Source organism: Stenotrophomonas sp., assembly GCF_032061965.1.
GTDB lineage: Bacteria > Pseudomonadota > Gammaproteobacteria > Xanthomonadales > Xanthomonadaceae > Stenotrophomonas.
Genome location: NZ_DAMBEF010000002.1, coordinates 148,290 through 164,349 on the forward strand (window position 1 = coordinate 148,290; position 16,060 = coordinate 164,349).

A 16,060-nucleotide genomic window follows, 5' to 3' on the forward strand; every position below is an offset into this window, starting at 1 on the left:
GGTAGTGTCAGGGGTCGCTGACAAGGAAGAAGGACGACCCCATGAGTGCCAGCCTGGCCATGCTGCTGCAATCGCAGCTCGACCCTGCTCTCAACGCCGAATCCCTGCTTGCGCAGATGCGCAGCGATTGGCCGGACCTGGACCAATCGCTGCTGCGCCTGAGCGAAGCGCGCGCTGACGATGCCCAGGACAAGGATGCCGACGAAGATGATTCGCCGATGCTGTGCCTGGAGTACGGCGACTACCTGATCGCGCTGATGCCCATCCCGGTACAGATCGGCGATGACATCGACCAGATCTGTGCGCACAGCCGGCTATGGCCCGACGCCGAGCCGGCGCCCGTCGGCTATGCCGCGCACACCATCGTCACCGTGATGCGCTTCAGCGATGATGGGCAGGAGACCAACCTGATCGCCCAGGCGGCACTGCTCAGCCGCGTGCTGGCTTCGGCCATCGCCCTGTCCGACAGCATCCGTGCGGTGTATTTCGGCAGCGCCAATCACGTGGTGCTGCCCGGCCTGTTCCGTGAACTGACCCAGGCCACCTTGCCCGAACCCATGCCGATCGCCTGGGTAGCAGTCAATGTCGGCCAGAACCCCGAGGGCGTGATGACCGGCCACACCCGCGGCATGGACATGCTGGGGCTGATGGACGTCGAGATCCCTGAAACCCAGGACAGTGCCGAGGAGGTATTCGGCAGGCTCACCAGCATCGTCGACTACCTGATCGAGAACGGCATGGTCATCAGCGATGGCGACACCCTTGGCGCGACCGCCGAGGAGCGCATCCGGGTCGTCTACGGCCCATCGGCGCTGGACCCCGAACGGCAGGTGATGTCCCTGCAGACCGAAAAGCTTCCGCAGGCCAAATCGAGCAGGTCGTGGTGGTCGCGCCTGCTGAACTGAACCTGCTTGGGATGCCGGATTCCACTAAAAGAGCGTATCGGTATATCCACCGCTCAAGTCCGCGCTTTTACAATTGCGCCGATGAATACCCCCGAAGATTCCAGCCTTGGCCGTGAGGTCAGCTATCCCCGCCAGTACGACGCCAGTCTGCTGTTTCCCATCCCGCGCGCTGGCGCCCGTGCCGAGATCGGCCTGGAAGGCGCGTTGCCGTTTGTCGGAGAAGACCGTTGGCATGCCTATGAGCTGGGCTGGCTGGATGCCCAAGGCAAACCCTGCGTGGAAACGGCCACGCTGTGGGTCCCGGCGACCTCGCCCAACCTGGTCGAGTCCAAGTCGCTCAAGCTGTACCTGAATTCGCTCAACAGCAGTCGGTTCAACCGTGCCGAGGCCGTGCGTGAACGCATCGCCACCGACCTGTCGGCCTGTGCCGGTGCGGATGTGCGGGTGGAATTCGGGCTGCCGCTGATGAACCCTGCGGTGGGCGAGACCATCGACCACCTGGACGTGGCCATCGATTGCTACGGCCCCCCGAATGCCGGCTACCTGCTGGCCGATCATGGGCAGCCCGTGGAGGAAACCCTGGTCTCGGCCCTGCTCAAGTCCAACTGCCCGGTCACCGGCCAGCCGGACTGGGCCAGCGTCAGCATCCGCTATCAAGGCCCGCGCATCGATCGCGAAGGCCTGCTGCGCTATCTGGTCAGCTACCGTGACCACGCCGAGTTCCACGAGCAGTGCGTTGAGCGGATCTTCAACGAGCTGATGCAGCGCTGCCAGCCGGTCCAGCTGGAGGTCGAGGCGCGCTATACCCGCCGCGGCGGCCTGGACATCAATCCCCGCCGTTCCACCCCGGGTCTGGCTGCCAGCGGCCCGATCCGCGATCTGCGTCAATAAACATTCAGCTGCGTACGCCGGTTTTTACGTTGGCGCGATGAAACCTTAACAGGCGGCATGTCATCGTTGCTCCCAGTCACGGAGGAGCAACCTGGATGAGCAGTACCGACAAGAAAGCAGATTTTTCGGATGTGACCTCCAAGGTGGATACCACCGCCGAGGTTGTGCCGAAGGCAGATTTTTCCGACGTCACGGCCAAGGTGGATAGCAGCGCCGAGATCGTCGGCGAACAGCAGTACACGGTGCAGAAGGGCGACAACCTGTCGAAGATCGCCAAAAACACGCTGGGCGATGCCAATGCGTGGAAGCAGATCTTCGAGGCCAACCGCGATGTGCTTGACGACCCGGACAAGATTTTCCCGGGCCAGAGCCTGAAGATTCCTGCGCGCCAAGGTTGATCCCCACCCCCGACGTTTCGCTGTTCACTCTCAACATATTCCGGAGCAGTCCATGAAGAAGACTTCGTTCAGCAGTGCCTTGATGATCGCCGTGGTGGGTACCGTTGCCCTGGTCGGCTGTAAGAAGAAGGAAGAGGCTGTCACCCCGCCGCCGGCCGCCAGCACCCCGGCGCCTGCCCCGGTTCCGGAGCCGGCACCGGCTGCCGCCGCAGTGACCGTGACCTCGGTGACCGTGGGCAACACCGCTGCGGCCGACAAGTCGGTGGCACCGGTCGCAACCCTGGCCGCCAAGGACAAGATCATTGTTTCGGTGAAGACCGACGGCACTGCGACCAATGCCAACGTGTCGGCCAAGCTGACCTATCAGGATGGCCAGGTGGCCGGTGAGCAGGGTGCGACCCTCAATACCACTGCCGCTGAAACCACCAACATTGAGTTCACCAAGCCCTCGGGCTGGCCGGCCGGCAAGTACACCGCCGACGTGACCGTGGACGGCAAGGCCTCGGGTAGCCAGCAGTTCGAGGTGAAGTGAGGTAGGGCGTCCACCGGCGCACCTCTCTCCCGCCGGTGATACGCATGGGCGCAGCCGCAAGGCTGCGCCTTTTTTTATGCTTGTCTTCCCGCCGCCGGGTGCGATGCCCCTCCCATCTCCGGTAACCGCGCGCCGTAGCTCGGGCCGGAAGCAGGGGATCGGAAAGTCACCGTAGCCCGGGTAAGCGAAAGCGCACCCGGGAGGCCGAAGGATGGGAATTGAACATAGCCCGGGTAAGCGAAGCGCACCCGGGAAGCAGGCAACTGATGATGTCGTTGATTGCATGCCAACTGCCCCGGGTGCGCTGCGCTCACCCGGGCTACGTCCATAGCCGATGAGCCGCACGCATTTCATCAATCCCAGCGGCGGCCGGTTGTCGGCGTTACGCCGGATTTGCGCACTGTCCAATGCAGTTTGGTGACAGTGGCAACCGTTGCAGCTGTCACCAGCGCACCGCGCCAAGGCGCGATCCAAGACAGCACAAGGCCTGCGCGCAATTGCCGTGGCGGAATGCCCAGCGAACCCTACTCGCGCGTATGGTTTTTTTTGCCCGTACCGGCTGAAAACGCGACAATGAAGAGGTTTCCCACTCGGCAGCCGGGTAGGGATGAGTGCGCTGGCCCACTGGATGGCCGACTGCCTGCTTCAACGCCGCTGCCATCCGTCCCGCATCCGTCAGCAAGAGAGTTTTTGCCCCCATGTCGAATACGCCGAAGATCATCTACACGCTCACCGACGAAGCTCCGTTCCTGGCCACCCAGTCGCTGCTGCCGATCGTCGATGCCTTTACCGCGACCGCCGGCATTGCCGTCGAAACCCGCGATATCTCCCTGTCCGGCCGCATCCTGTCGCAGTTCCCGGACTTCCTGAAGGACGGCCAGAAGATCAGCGATGACCTGGCCGAGCTGGGCGAGCTGGCGACCAAGCCGGAAGCCAACATCATCAAGCTGCCCAACATTTCGGCCTCGGTGCCGCAGCTCAAGGCCGCGATCAAGGAACTGCAGGACCAGGGCTACGTGCTGCCGAACTACCCGGACGCGCCGACCGATGACGTGTCGCGCGACATCAAGGCGCGCTACGACAAGATCAAGGGCAGCGCGGTCAACCCGGTGCTGCGCGAAGGCAATTCCGATCGCCGCGCACCGCTGTCGGTGAAGAACTACGCACGCCAGCACCCGCACCGCATGGGTGCCTGGTCGGCCGACTCCAAGTCGCACGTCGCGCACATGGACGGCGGTGATTTCTATGGCAGCGAAAAGTCGGCCACGCTGGCCAATGCCGGCAGCCTGAAGATCGAGCTGGTCCAGAAAGACGGCAGCGTCGTCGTGCTGAAGGAAAAGACCGCGGTCAAGGCTGGCGAGATCGTCGACGCCTCGGTGATGAACCGCAAGGCGCTGGCCGCCTTCGTTGACGCGCAGATTGCCGATGCCAAGGCGCAGGGCGTGCTGTTCTCGCTGCACCTGAAGGCGACCATGATGAAGGTCTCCGACCCGATCATGTTCGGCGTCGTCGTCGATGAGTTCTACAAGGACGTACTGGCCAAGCATGCCGCCAGCCTCAAGCAGATCGGCTTTGATGCCAACAACGGCATCGGTGACCTGTACGCGCGCCTGCCGCAGCTGCCCGAAGCCGAGCAGGAGGCGATCAAGGCCGACATCGCCGCCGAATACGCCAAGCGCCCGGCCGTGGCGATGGTCAACTCGGACAAGGGCATCACCAACCTGCATGTGCCGTCGGACGTGATCGTCGACGCCTCGATGCCGGCGATGATCCGCGACTCCGGCAAGATGTGGAACGCCGAAGGCAAGCTGCAGGACACCAAGGCCGTCATTCCGGACCGTTGCTACGCTGGCGTGTACCAGGCCGTCATCGACGACTGCAAGGCACACGGCGCGTTCGACCCGGCCACCATGGGCTCGGTGCCGAACGTCGGCCTGATGGCGCAGAAGGCCGAGGAATACGGCTCGCATGACAAGACCTTCCAGATTGCCGCCGATGGCGTGGTCAAGGTCACTGACGACGCCGGCAACGTGGTGTTCGAGCACGCGGTGGAAGCCGGTGACATCTGGCGCATGTGCCAGACCAAGGACGCGCCAATCCAGGATTGGGTGAAGTTGGCCGTCAGCCGTGCGCGCCTGAGCAACACCCCGGCGCTGTTCTGGCTGGACGCCAAGCGCGCCCACGATGCGCAGGTGATCGCCAAGGTCGAAAAGTACCTGAAGGACCACGACACCAACGGCCTGGACATCCGCATCCTGTCGCCGGAAGAAGCCACTGCCGTGTCGCTGGAGCGCATCCGCAAGGGCCAGGACACCATCTCGGTGACCGGCAACGTGCTGCGTGATTACCTCACCGACCTGTTCCCGATCCTGGAGCTGGGCACCAGCGCCAAGATGCTGTCGATCGTGCCGTTGATGGCCGGTGGTGGCCTGTTCGAGACCGGCGCCGGTGGTTCGGCGCCCAAGCACGTGCAGCAGTTTGTCGAAGAGGACTACCTGCGTTGGGATTCGCTGGGTGAGTTCCTGGCCCTGGCCGCGTCACTGGAACACCTGGGCCAGCGTTACGACAACAAGGGCGCGGCCGTGCTGGCCAATGCCCTGGACGCCGCCAATGGCAAGTTCCTGGACAACGACAAGTCGCCCTCGCGCAAGCTCGGCGGCATCGACAACCGCGGCAGCCACTTCTACCTGGCCATGTACTGGGCGCAGGCGCTGGCCGAGCAGAACGACGATGCCGGGCTGAAGGCCAGGTTCGCCCCGCTGGCCGAAACGCTGACCAGCAACGAGCAGAAGATTGTCGACGAGCTGGCCGCCGTGCAGGGCAAGGCCGTGGACATCGGCGGTTACTACCGTCCGGACCTGGCCAAGGCCGGCCCGGCGATGCGTCCGAGTGCCACGCTCAATGCCGCCATTGCCAGCCTGAAAGGCTGAGTAAGGCGCGCATGGCGGCTTGCCGGGATGGCAGCCGCCATCGCAATTGCGAACCTGCATCCGGTTTCCGGGTGCAGGTTTTTTTTATGTGCATCCATGCCCGGGCACGATGTAATGAAACTTCTCATTACATCGCTTGACCCTTTGGCTCTTACGAGCGCTGCGCCGCGTTCTTTTCAAACGTAAGACCAAGGTAGGGTGTTAAAAAAAAAGACGGCAAATCGAAGTGTGGGAGCAATCACCCTTTCACATGCGGCATCTGGCATAGCCTGATTCGACACGCATGGAATTGCATGACGCAAGCGCGTCGAAAGGGGAAAACGGCATGACCAGAGTGCTGGTAGTAGGCTCGGACACGCGTGAAGAACAGGTTCTGTTGGGGCGGCTGCGACAAGTTGCGGGTTTGCCACCGGAAGCGTTGCAACGTTGTGTGGATCTTGATCAATGTGACCTGTTGCTGGTGCGGGACACTCCGGCCTTGCGCAGCGCTGCGCAGCACATGGCCAGCAAGCGGCCGGGGATGCGCCTGTGGATGCACGACGATGCAGGGGTGGTGCAGGACGGGCGTGCGGCTGCGCCGCTGTACCTGGATGACGCGCAGATCCAGCGCGCGTTGGCGCCGGCAGCGCCGGCCGAAGCACTCACGACGGATGGATTGTTCCTCGCCAGTGGTGCCAAGCAGGTCACCCGTCTACTGCGCCAGCGCCTGCAGGAAAAAAAGGGTCGCGCCTTGCTGACGCTGCAAGGCCAGCCGCAGATGCTGATCGACTTCGAACACGACCAGGCCGTGCCGCTGTATCTGCATCCGCATCAGGGACCGGGCTTGGCCCAGCAGTTGGGTGAGGTATTCGAACTGCTCGCCTTGCAGGAGTTGTCCATTGCCCGCTTCCAGGCACTGGCTGAAACCCTGCCGCGGCAGCCCTTGCGTCCCTTGCTGTGGCAGATGGCACAACATGGTGACAACTGGACCGATTTTGATCGACGCCTGCAGCAGCACGCCGTTGTCAGCCTTTTGCGCTGGCCCGACTTCCGCGTGCTTGCCCACCAGCATGACGGCTTCCGGTTATGTTCGCTGCTGCTGAAGAAGGCCTGTTCACTGCAGGAATGTACACGCCTGCTGGAACTGGATATCGATGCTACGCGAGGCTTCATGCGGTCGGCCTACTTGTGCGGCTATGCCGAGGTGCGGGTGGTCGAGCATGCGCCAGAGCGGCCGACAGCGGCCGCCAGAAGCAACGCCAGCACCTTGCTGGCACGGATGTGGCGCAGTGTGCGCCAACGCAAGGGCAGTGACGCATGATCGAACACAAGGTAGTGATCCTGGGCGCCATGGGCGCAGGCAAATCCACGCTGGTGCGTGCCGTGGCCGGTGGGTCGGTGGTGGATACGGACGTGCTCAACACCGATCCCGGCTCCTCCAAGCTGGCCACCACGGTGGCCATGGACTATGCCGACGTCCACCTTCCCAATGGCGATCGCCTGCGTCTTTACGGCACTCCGGGGCAGCAGCGCTTTTCCTTCATCTGGCCGGTTTTGCTGCAGGGTGCGCGCGGCGTGGTGATCCTGGCCGATGGTTCCAGCCCCGATGTCAGCCAGGAGCTGGACTGCTACCTGACAGCGCTGCGCGAACACGCTCCCGGTGTGGCGGCGGTGGTAGGTGTGTCGAAGGTGGATCTGGCGCCGGAGCTTGATCTGGACAGCTGCATGGACATGGTCCAGCAAAGCATCGGCAGGCCGCTGCCACTGGTCCCCATCGATGCGCGCTCGGAAGTGGAAGTGATGCTGTTGATGGATGTGTTGATGGGCGAAGTGGAAGCCGCTGCATTGGTGCAGGACCATGCCTGAAACAAGGGGGATCGCTGTGCTCGAAGATTGGGAAGTGACCGTGGTAGACCAACGGTTGCAGGAGTTCACCGGCTCGGTGGACGGGGTGCGTGCGGCGGTGGTTGCCAGCGTGGACGGATTTGCGCTGGCGCACTCGGCCACCGATCAATCCAGTGGCGAACGCCTGGCCGCGATGACCAGCGCAATGCTGGCGTTGGCCACTGCGGTCGGCCGTGAGCTCACGCTGGGCACGATGGAGGTGCTGATGCTGGAGGCCAGTGAAGGCAAGGTGCTGATGCAGTCCATCCCGTTGTCGCGTGGTTCGCTGTTGCTGATGGCGGCCTGTGGCCAGCGCAGCGTCATCGGCCATGTCCTGTGGAGCGCCCGTGAATGCGGGCGGAAGATCCAGGCCGACCTGAGCGTGACGGCATAGCGTTCCTCCAGGCTTGGCGGGTACGGCCTGAGCCCAGCGCTCACCCTGGCGGTTGCGGAAACCTGGCGGACAAAGCGGCTTGCGCCGCTCCTGGCGTGGCTGGGGTATGGTCTGCGTACCTCCCCAGGGTTCGCCTGCATGCCGTTGCCCGTTGCCATTGCCTCCTGCATCGCGCAGGGTTTCGAGGCGTATCACCAGGCTTTTGCCCGCATCTCACAGCGTGCGCGTGAGCGCTTCCAGGACCGTGATTGGGCAGCAGCGCGCGATGATGCGGTCCAGCGCATCGAGTTGTACGACCAGTGTGTGGCGCATTGCCGTGCACAGCTGCAACAGGTGCTGGGCGAGGTTGTGCCGTCACATGCGTTGTGGCGGGACGTGAAGCATGATTTCGCCGACCTGATCGCCTCGCGACTGGATGGTGAGCTCTACAAGACCTTCTACAACACCTTGACGCGGCGCTTGTTCGCCACCCACGGCGTCGACGATGGCATCGAGTTCATGGCGCTGGATATCGAGCCCTCCGATGCCATCACCCACCCGGTGGCGCGCCACGTCTATGCCGTGTCCGAGGCGCGCCCCGCCGACGCGTTCTCGCGGTTGCTGGCGGATTTCGCCTTCGATGTGCCGTTCCAGCACCAGCTGCGGTGTGCCGCGGCGATCGCCGTGCGCCTGCAGGATGACCTGGCGCACTGGGGGCCGTATCCGGTGCGCGCCATCGAACTGCTGCAGACGGTGTTCTATCGCGAACGTCGTGCCTACCTGGTGGGGCGGGTATTTGGGGAACATCGTTTTTCCCCCTGCGTGATTGCCCTGGTCAATGACGAACAGGGCATCCGCGTCGAGGCCGTGCTCAGCCGCCGCCGTGACGTGGCACATCTGTTCGGCGTCTCACGCAGTTACTTCCAGGCCGATCTGCCGACCGTGGCCGATGCGGTGGTGTTCCTGCGCAGCATCCTGCCGGGCAAGCCGGTGGATGAGATCTACACCGTGCTGGGCCGCGCCAAGCAGGGCAAGACCGAACGCTATCGGACCTTCTTCAGTCACTTCCAGCAGCACGCCAGCGAGCAGCTGGTGCATGCGGAGGGCACCCCGGGCATGGTGATGGCGGTATTCACCCTGCCCAGCTATCCCTTGGTGTTCAAATTGATCCGCGACCGGTTTGCATGGCCCAAGACCATGAGCCGGCAGGACGTGGAGGACAAGTACGCGCTGGTGTTCAACCTGGACCGCATTGGCCGGCTGCTGGATGCGCAACCTTATCGCCACCTGCGTTTTCCGGTGGCGCGTTTCGCGCCGGCGTTGCTGGAGGAGCTGGTGCAGCAGTGTGGCAACAGCGTGGGTATCGATGGTGATGATCTGGTCATTTCGCTTTGTTATGTGCAGCGGCGTTTCCGCCCGCTGAACCTGTATCTGCGCGAGCAGGGCGCCGACGCCGCGCGCGCGGCGGCGCTGGACTACGCGCAGGCGATCCGCGACATGGCGTGCAACAACATCTTTCCCGGTGACATGCTGCTGAAGAACTTCGGCGTATCGCGCCACGGCCGCGCGGTGTTCTACGACTACGACGAGCTCTGCCTGGTCACCGACTGCAACTTCCGCATCTGGCCGCAGCCGCGCAGCGAGGAGGAGGCGCTGGCAAGTGAGCCGTGGTTCCACGTTGCCGCGAACGATGTTTTCCCTGAGCGTTTTGCCTTGTTCATGGGGCTGCCACGGCCGCTGCTGGAGCTGGTTCAGGAACGGCATGCCGAGTTGTTTGATCCGCTTTGGTGGCAAGACCTGCAGGCGGGTTTCAGGGCTGGGCGCTACAGCGACACGCCGCCCTATCCAAGGTCGCTGCGGCTGGCGTAATGCTTGTGGCGAGCCGCCCCCCTGCGTTCTAATCGGGGTCCATGCACAGGGAGATGTGAGATGCGACAGCTGATGACAGCCGCGCTGGTCGGAACGGCGCTGATGGTGGGGATGCCCCAGTTCGCCGTGGCCGATGACAGTGCCGCAAGCGGTGGGGGCATCCGCTCGGTGCGTGAGCGGGTCGAGAGCAGCATGGTGGTCCGAGGCAATCTCAGCATCGAAACCGATGGTTCGGTATCGGCCCTGCAGCTGGACAAGGAAGAAGCCTTGCCGGTTGGCGTGGTAAGCATGGTGCGCGATGCCGCCATGAAATGGCGGTTCGAACCGATTCTGCGCGAAGGAACTGCGGTACGCGCGCTGGCGCCAATGAGTCTGCGCGTCGTGGCCCGCAAGATCGACGGCGACCGCTATGAGATCAGCCTGCGCGGTATCAACTTCGCCCGGCTCGATGATGAGGATGACGCGGAGAACATCGCGCGCATCGAGATGAAACCACCGCGCTATCCCGAACAGGCATTCCGTGCCGGGGTGAGTGGCAGCGTCTATCTGCTGCTGAAGGTGGACCGCGATGGCAAGGTTGCAGATACCTTTGCCGAGCAGGTCAACCTGACCGTCCTGAGCAGGGAAAGTGAGCAGCGGTGGGCCCGCGACCTGCTGGCCAAGAGTGCATTGGCAGCTTCGAGGCGGTGGACGTTCCGGGTCCCCACGCAGGGCCCCAATGCGGCGCAGCCGTTTTGGGTTGTGCGGGTTCCCGTCAGCTATGCGCTGGATAGGGGCGCCGCCGAAGGCCAGGATGCAGGGCGGTGGGTGAGTTATGTCCCTGGGCCCCGTGAGCGAGCGCCTTGGCGTGATGATGCCGAACAGATCGGCTTCTCGCCGGATGCGCTGGTAGATGGCAGTGTCAATCTGGTCGACAACCGCGGCCCGCACCTGCTTACGCCGTTGCAGGGAGGTTGATCGGGGCAGCCGCCGCAGGAGCTTCTCCAACATGCAGCGGGCTTATCCCGAAAACAAAAGCCCCGCGTGAGCGGGGCTTTTGCGTGAAGGTGATTCCGGCAGGAATCAGCGCTTCATCGAACCGAAGAACTCGTCGTTGGACTTGGTGTTCTTCATCTTGTCGAGCAGGAATTCCATCGCGGCCATTTCATCCATCGGATGCAGCAGCTTGCGCAGGATCCAGATCTTCTGCAGCAGTTCCGGCTCGATCAGCAGGTCTTCGCGGCGGGTGCCGGAGCGGTTGATGTCGATGGCCGGGAACACGCGCTTTTCAGCGATGCGGCGGCTCAGGTGCACTTCGCTGTTGCCGGTGCCCTTGAACTCCTCGTAGATCACCTCGTCCATCTTCGAGCCGGTATCGACCAGCGCGGTGGCGATGATGGTCAGCGAACCGCCTTCCTCGACGTTACGCGCAGCACCGAAGAAACGCTTCGGGCGGTGCAGGGCGTTGGCGTCCACACCACCGGTGAGCACCTTGCCGGAGCTGGGTACCACGTTGTTGTAGGCACGGGCCAGGCGGGTGATCGAGTCCAGCAGGATCACCACGTCCTTCTTGTGCTCGACCAGGCGCTTGGCGCGCTCGATCACCATTTCGGCGACCTGCACGTGGCGCGCAGCCGGCTCGTCGAAGGTGGAGGAGACCACTTCGCCGCGCACGGTGCGCTGCATTTCGGTCACTTCTTCCGGGCGCTCATCGACCAGCAGCACGATCAGGTGCACGTCCGGGTGGTTGGTGGTGATGGCAGTGGCAACCTGCTGCATCATCATCGTCTTGCCGGCCTTGGGCTGGGACACGATCAGCGAACGCTGACCCTTGCCCTGCGGTGCCATCAGGTCGAGGATGCGGCCGGTGATGTCTTCCGAAGACCCGTTGCCGCGCTCCAGGGTGAAGCGGCGACGCGGGAACAGCGGGGTCAGGTTCTCGAACAGCACCTTGTTCTTCGACGCTTCCAGCGGCTCGCCGTTGATCGTGTCGATCGTGGACAGCGCGAAGTAACGCTCGCCATCCTTCGGGAAGCGGATGCGGCCGGACAGGTAGTCGCCGGTACGCAGGTTGAAGCGGCGGATCTGGCTGGGCGAGATGTAGGTGTCGTCCGGGCCGGCCAGGTAGCTGGCCTCGGCGGCACGCAGGAAGCCGAAGCCGTCGGGCAGGATTTCCAGCACGCCGTCGGCAGCGACGCCGTCGCCGTGACGGGTCAGCACCTTGAGCAGGGCGAAGATCACGTCCTGCTTGCGGGCACGGGCCACGCCTTCGGAGATCTGCAGCTGCTCGGCGATTTCCAGCAGCTTCTGCGCCGGCATCTTCTTCAGGTCGCTGAGCGAATAGACCGGGAAGCCTTCCGGCACGCTGGCCATCTGGCGCGGAACGAAATTCTCGTTACCGCCTTCGTTGCCCATGCCGTTGTCGTCACGCGGACGGTTGCGGTCACGGTCACGACGGTTGCGGAAACGGTCGCGGCGGTTGCCCTGGCCCTGTTGGCCCTGGCCACCTTGCTGGTTGTTGTAGCGCTGCTGGTTGTTGCCTTCGGCGCGGGATTCGCCGCCGTCCTGGGCATTGCCAGCGGCCGGCGCATCGTTGCTGCCGGTGTTTGCCGGGGCCGGGTTGGCGGCCGGGGCGGGTGCGGATTCAGCGGCGGGAGCCGGCGGCGGTGCCGGCGGGGCCGGCGGTGCCGCGACGGGCAGTGGCAGTGCCGGCTGGGCCGGGGCGCTGGCTGCGCTGTCGCCGACATCTGCGACCTTGGCGACACGCGGCTTGCGCACGCGCTTCTCGACAGGAGCGTCGGTGCTCCCGGTTTCGGAAGGAGTGTTCTCGGACAAGTGCTTGATTCCTCTCGCTTAGACGTGCGAGCGCCCTGCAGGGCGGCGAACTGGTTGGGAGTAATCCGGACGAGAACCCGTCCGGGGGGCGCGGCACGCGAATGCTGCCGGATGCAATGACACTATCACCGCAAAGCGCGGGCGCGCAAGCGCCCGGAAAACCTTGTTGGGCCGCGGTAAGGCAGGCGGCCCGGGTGGCCGGCGGCGGCGTGCCGCCGGACCGGATCGATCAGACCAGGGCCTTGTCGATCATCTGGCTCAGCTGGCCCTTGCCCACGGCGCCGATCTGGGTGGCCTGGATCTGGCCGTCCTTGAACAGCAGCAGCATCGGGATGGAGCGCACGTGGTACTTCACGGCGGTGGCACGGTGGTCGTCCACGTTCAATTTAACGATCTTCAGCTTGCCGTCATAGGCATCGGCCAGCTCGTCCAGGACCGGGGCGATCATCTTGCACGGACCACACCATTCCGCCCAGAAGTCCACCAGAACCGGTTCGCTGGACTGCAGGACGGCGCTGTCGAAGTCGGCGTCGCCGACGTGTAAAACCTTATCGCTCACTTGGAGTCTCCTGGTGCAATGCGACTACCCATGCCGGGTTGGCGGCCGCATTGCGGTAAACTGGGGCATTGCGCGGACAAAAGGGTACAGCCCAACGTCGCGCGACCCGGCGCAGGGGCCGCAGTGTGCGACGGTGCCCGAATCGATGCAAGCCGCCCGGCCTCACTGACCGGTTGGCACTACAAAGACAAAATCAATGAGCGACAAACCGCTAACCGACGTAACGTTTTCCTCCTTCGACCTGCAGCCCTCGCTGTTGGCGGGTCTTGAAGGCGCAGGCTTCACCCGCTGCACCCCCATTCAGGCGTTGACCCTGCCGGTGGCGCTGCCGGGCGGCGATGTTGCCGGCCAGGCGCAGACCGGTACCGGCAAGACGCTGGCGTTCCTGGTCGCCGTGGCCAACCGCCTGCTGACGCGTCCGGCGCTGGCCGACCGCAAGCCGGAAGACCCGCGCGCGCTGATCCTGGCCCCGACCCGCGAGCTGGCCATCCAGATCCACAAGGATGCGATGAAGTTCGCCGCCGACACTGGCCTGCGTTTCGCGCTGGTCTATGGCGGCGTGGACTACGACAAGCAGCGCGAACTGCTGCAGCAGGGCGTGGACGTGATCATCGCCACCCCCGGCCGCCTGATCGACTACGTCAAGCAGCACAAGGTGGTCTCGCTGCATGCCTGCGAGATCTGCGTGCTGGACGAAGCCGACCGCATGTTCGACCTGGGCTTCATCAAGGACATCCGCTTCCTGCTGCGGCGCATGCCCGAGCGCACCACGCGCCAGACCCTGCTGTTCAGCGCCACCCTCAGCCACCGCGTGCTGGAGCTGGCCTATGAGCACATGAACGAGCCGCAGAAGCTGGTGGTGGAGACCGAAAGCATCACCGCCGACCGCGTCCGCCAGCGCATCTACTTCCCGGCCGACGAAGAAAAGCTGCCGCTGCTGATCGGCCTGCTGTCGCGCAGTGAAGGCGCCCGCACCATGGTGTTCGTCAACACCAAGGTGTTCGTCGAGCGTGTTGCACGCGCGCTGGAAAAGGCGGGCTACCGCGTCGGCGTGCTGTCCGGCGACGTGCCGCAGAAGAAGCGCGAGAGCCTGCTCAACCGCTTCCAGAAGGGCCAGCTGGAAATCCTGGTGGCCACCGATGTGGCCGCCCGCGGCCTGCACATCGACGGCATCAAGTACGTCTACAACTACGACCTGCCGTTCGACGCCGAAGACTACGTGCACCGCATTGGCCGTACCGCACGTCTGGGCGAAGAGGGTGATGCGATCAGCTTCGCCTGCGAACGCTATGCGATGAGCCTGCCGGACATCGAGGCCTACATCGAACAGAAGATCCCGGTCGAAGCCGTCACCTCCGAACTGATGACCGCATTGCCGCGCCCTGAGCGCGCTCCGCTGCCCGAGGGTGAGGAAGGTGAAAGCGTTGGCGCGATCTTCCGTGAAGCGCGCGAGCAGAAGGCCGCTGACGACGCCCGTCGTGGCGGTGGTCGCTCGGGCGGCAAGCCGGGCGAGCGTCGTGGCGAACGCGGTGCCGATGGCAAGCCGCGTGGCCCGCGCAAGCCGCGTGCTGAAGGGCAGCCGGCCGCTGATGGCGTGGCCAAGCCGCCGCGTCCGGCCACCGATGCCGCACCGGGTGCCAACGGCAGCCCGGCGGTGGAAGGCGAGCGCGCACCGCGCAAGCGCCGCCGTCGTCGTCATGGTCGTCCGGTGGAGGGTGCCGAGGTCGCAACCGGCGCACCGGCAGCCGCTGCCTCCAACCACAATGGTCCGGTGCAGTTGCAGGTCAAGTCGATGCGCGGTGGCAACGACAATGATTCGTTCCTGACCCGCCTGGGCCGCAAGATCCGCCGGATGTTGTCCGGCAGCTGATTGCCGCGCGCCGCCTCCCCAGCGGGGAGGCCGGTTGATGCCGGGCGCTGCCCGGCACAGTCCCGCCTGTAGTGCCGAGCCATGCTCGGCATTGCCCCCTGCGGGTAAAGCCCCTGCCGAGCATGGCTCGGCACTACCGGTGGTTGCGACCGGATGTTCGTATGGCTGGCGCACCTCGATGCGGTCGCCCCAGCACCCAGCCGATGCTCCTGCGCAAATGCAGTACCGAGCCATGCTCGGCATTGCCCCCTGCCGGTAAAGCCCCTGCCGAGCATGGCTCGGCACGACAGGTGATGGTGGCCACTTCCCTGATGGCGACCGACCGCATCTCCGCAGCCCGCTCGCGCTCCTGCATAATCGGCGCCATGAGCGTTCTGCGTTTTGACAATGTCAGCAAACAATACGCCGGTGGCCACCAGGCGCTGGAGGATGTCAGCTTCGAGGTGGCCGACGGCGAGATGCTGTTCGTCACCGGGCATTCCGGTGCCGGCAAGAGCACCCTGCTCAAGTTGATCCACCTCAGCGAGCGTCCCAGCCGTGGCGCGGTGCTCTTTGGCGAACGCAACCTGCTCAAGGTGCGTGGCGGCAAGGTTGCCCTGCATCGGCGCGAGGTGGGCGCGGTGTACCAGGACCACCGCCTGCTGGTGGATCGCAGCATCGGCGAGAACGTCATGCTGCCGCTGCTGCTGCGCGGCGACCGCCGTGCCGACAGCAGCAAGCGGGTGCGCTCGGTACTCGAACGCATGGGCCTGGGTCACCGTGAGAAGGCATTGCCCAGCGAACTGTCTGCCGGTGAGCAGCAGCGCGTGGGTATCGCCCGCGCCATTGTTGCCGAACCCAAACTGCTGGTGGCCGACGAACCCACCGGCAACCTCGATCCAACCCTGGCCGCCGAGATCATGGCGCTGTTTGCCGAGCTGCCTTCACGCGGCACCAGCGTGCTGGTGGTCAGCCACGACCTGGCGCTGATCAAGCAGATGCGCAAGCGCGTGCTGATCCTGGACCATGGCCGCCTGGTGGATGACATCTCGCCGCATGAGCTGGCGGAGTGAACTA

14 protein-coding genes are annotated in these 16,060 nt (G+C 64.4%); 12 read left to right on the plus strand and 2 right to left on the minus strand.

Translation table 11 applies throughout. The features are described from left to right. Nucleotides 1-41 precede the first annotated feature (41 nt). The 10 genes from RT460_RS01860 (at nucleotide 42) to RT460_RS01905 (ending at nucleotide 10,718) form a co-directional block, all read left to right on the plus strand. A complete protein-coding gene (locus tag RT460_RS01860) occupies nucleotides 42-905 on the plus strand; it encodes a DUF4261 domain-containing protein (RefSeq protein ID WP_313316807.1) in 864 nt (287 codons plus the stop codon). An 81-nt stretch (nucleotides 906-986) separates the two neighbouring features. After that, a complete protein-coding gene (queF, locus tag RT460_RS01865; RefSeq protein WP_313316808.1) occupies nucleotides 987-1,796 on the plus strand; it encodes an NADPH-dependent 7-cyano-7-deazaguanine reductase QueF in 810 nt (269 codons plus the stop codon). 95 nt (nucleotides 1,797-1,891) lie between these two features. Next, complete coding sequence (locus tag RT460_RS01870) at nucleotides 1,892-2,194, plus strand: LysM peptidoglycan-binding domain-containing protein (RefSeq protein WP_313316809.1); 303 nt, start codon at nucleotides 1,892-1,894, stop codon at nucleotides 2,192-2,194. A gap of 52 nt (nucleotides 2,195-2,246) precedes the next feature. After that, nucleotides 2,247-2,726, plus strand: a complete 480-nt coding sequence (locus RT460_RS01875) for a hypothetical protein (protein WP_313316810.1) — start codon at nucleotides 2,247-2,249, stop codon at nucleotides 2,724-2,726. Nucleotides 2,727-3,424: 698 nt separating this feature from the next. Then, on the plus strand, nucleotides 3,425-5,656 hold the full coding sequence (locus tag RT460_RS01880; RefSeq protein WP_313316811.1) for an NADP-dependent isocitrate dehydrogenase: 2,232 nt from the start codon (nucleotides 3,425-3,427) through the stop codon (nucleotides 5,654-5,656). Between the two features lie 325 nt (nucleotides 5,657-5,981). Continuing rightward, complete coding sequence (locus RT460_RS01885; protein WP_313316812.1) at nucleotides 5,982-6,956, plus strand: hypothetical protein; 975 nt, start codon at nucleotides 5,982-5,984, stop codon at nucleotides 6,954-6,956. Further along, nucleotides 6,953-7,501 (plus strand): GTP-binding protein, encoded by a 549-nt coding sequence (locus RT460_RS01890; RefSeq protein ID WP_313316813.1) that lies wholly within the window; start codon nucleotides 6,953-6,955, stop codon nucleotides 7,499-7,501. Before RT460_RS01885 ends, RT460_RS01890 begins: the two co-directional genes overlap by 4 nt. A 34-nt stretch (nucleotides 7,502-7,535) precedes the next feature. Continuing rightward, nucleotides 7,536-7,913 (plus strand): roadblock/LC7 domain-containing protein, encoded by a 378-nt coding sequence (locus RT460_RS01895; protein WP_313316814.1) that lies wholly within the window; start codon nucleotides 7,536-7,538, stop codon nucleotides 7,911-7,913. Nucleotides 7,914-8,051: 138 nt separating this feature from the next. Then, complete coding sequence (gene aceK, locus RT460_RS01900; RefSeq protein WP_313316815.1) at nucleotides 8,052-9,761, plus strand: bifunctional isocitrate dehydrogenase kinase/phosphatase; 1,710 nt, start codon at nucleotides 8,052-8,054, stop codon at nucleotides 9,759-9,761. Between the two features lie 60 nt (nucleotides 9,762-9,821). After that, on the plus strand, nucleotides 9,822-10,718 hold the full coding sequence (locus RT460_RS01905) for an energy transducer TonB (protein WP_313316816.1): 897 nt from the start codon (nucleotides 9,822-9,824) through the stop codon (nucleotides 10,716-10,718). 105 nt (nucleotides 10,719-10,823) lie between these two features. Here RT460_RS01905 and rho read toward each other — a convergent pair whose 3' ends face one another. After that, nucleotides 10,824-12,575 (minus strand): transcription termination factor Rho, encoded by a 1,752-nt coding sequence (rho, locus tag RT460_RS01910; RefSeq protein WP_313316817.1) that lies wholly within the window; start codon nucleotides 12,573-12,575, stop codon nucleotides 10,824-10,826. A gap of 229 nt (nucleotides 12,576-12,804) precedes the next feature. Continuing rightward, nucleotides 12,805-13,134 carry a thioredoxin TrxA gene (gene trxA / locus RT460_RS01915; protein ID WP_313316818.1) on the minus strand — a complete coding sequence of 110 codons (330 nt, stop codon included), beginning with the start codon at nucleotides 13,132-13,134 and terminating at the stop codon, nucleotides 12,805-12,807. A 196-nt stretch (nucleotides 13,135-13,330) separates the two neighbouring features. On the opposite strand from trxA, the gene rhlB reads away from it, so the two are divergent. Both rhlB and ftsE read left to right on the plus strand, forming a co-directional pair. Next, a complete protein-coding gene (gene rhlB, locus RT460_RS01920) occupies nucleotides 13,331-15,004 on the plus strand; it encodes an ATP-dependent RNA helicase RhlB (RefSeq protein ID WP_313316819.1) in 1,674 nt (557 codons plus the stop codon). A 365-nt stretch (nucleotides 15,005-15,369) separates the two neighbouring features. Beyond that, the gene (ftsE, locus tag RT460_RS01925) at nucleotides 15,370-16,056 is read left to right on the plus strand and encodes a cell division ATP-binding protein FtsE (RefSeq protein ID WP_313316820.1); all 687 of its coding nucleotides are present in this window, start codon (nucleotides 15,370-15,372) and stop codon (nucleotides 16,054-16,056) included. Nucleotides 16,057-16,060: the final 4 nt, after the last annotated feature.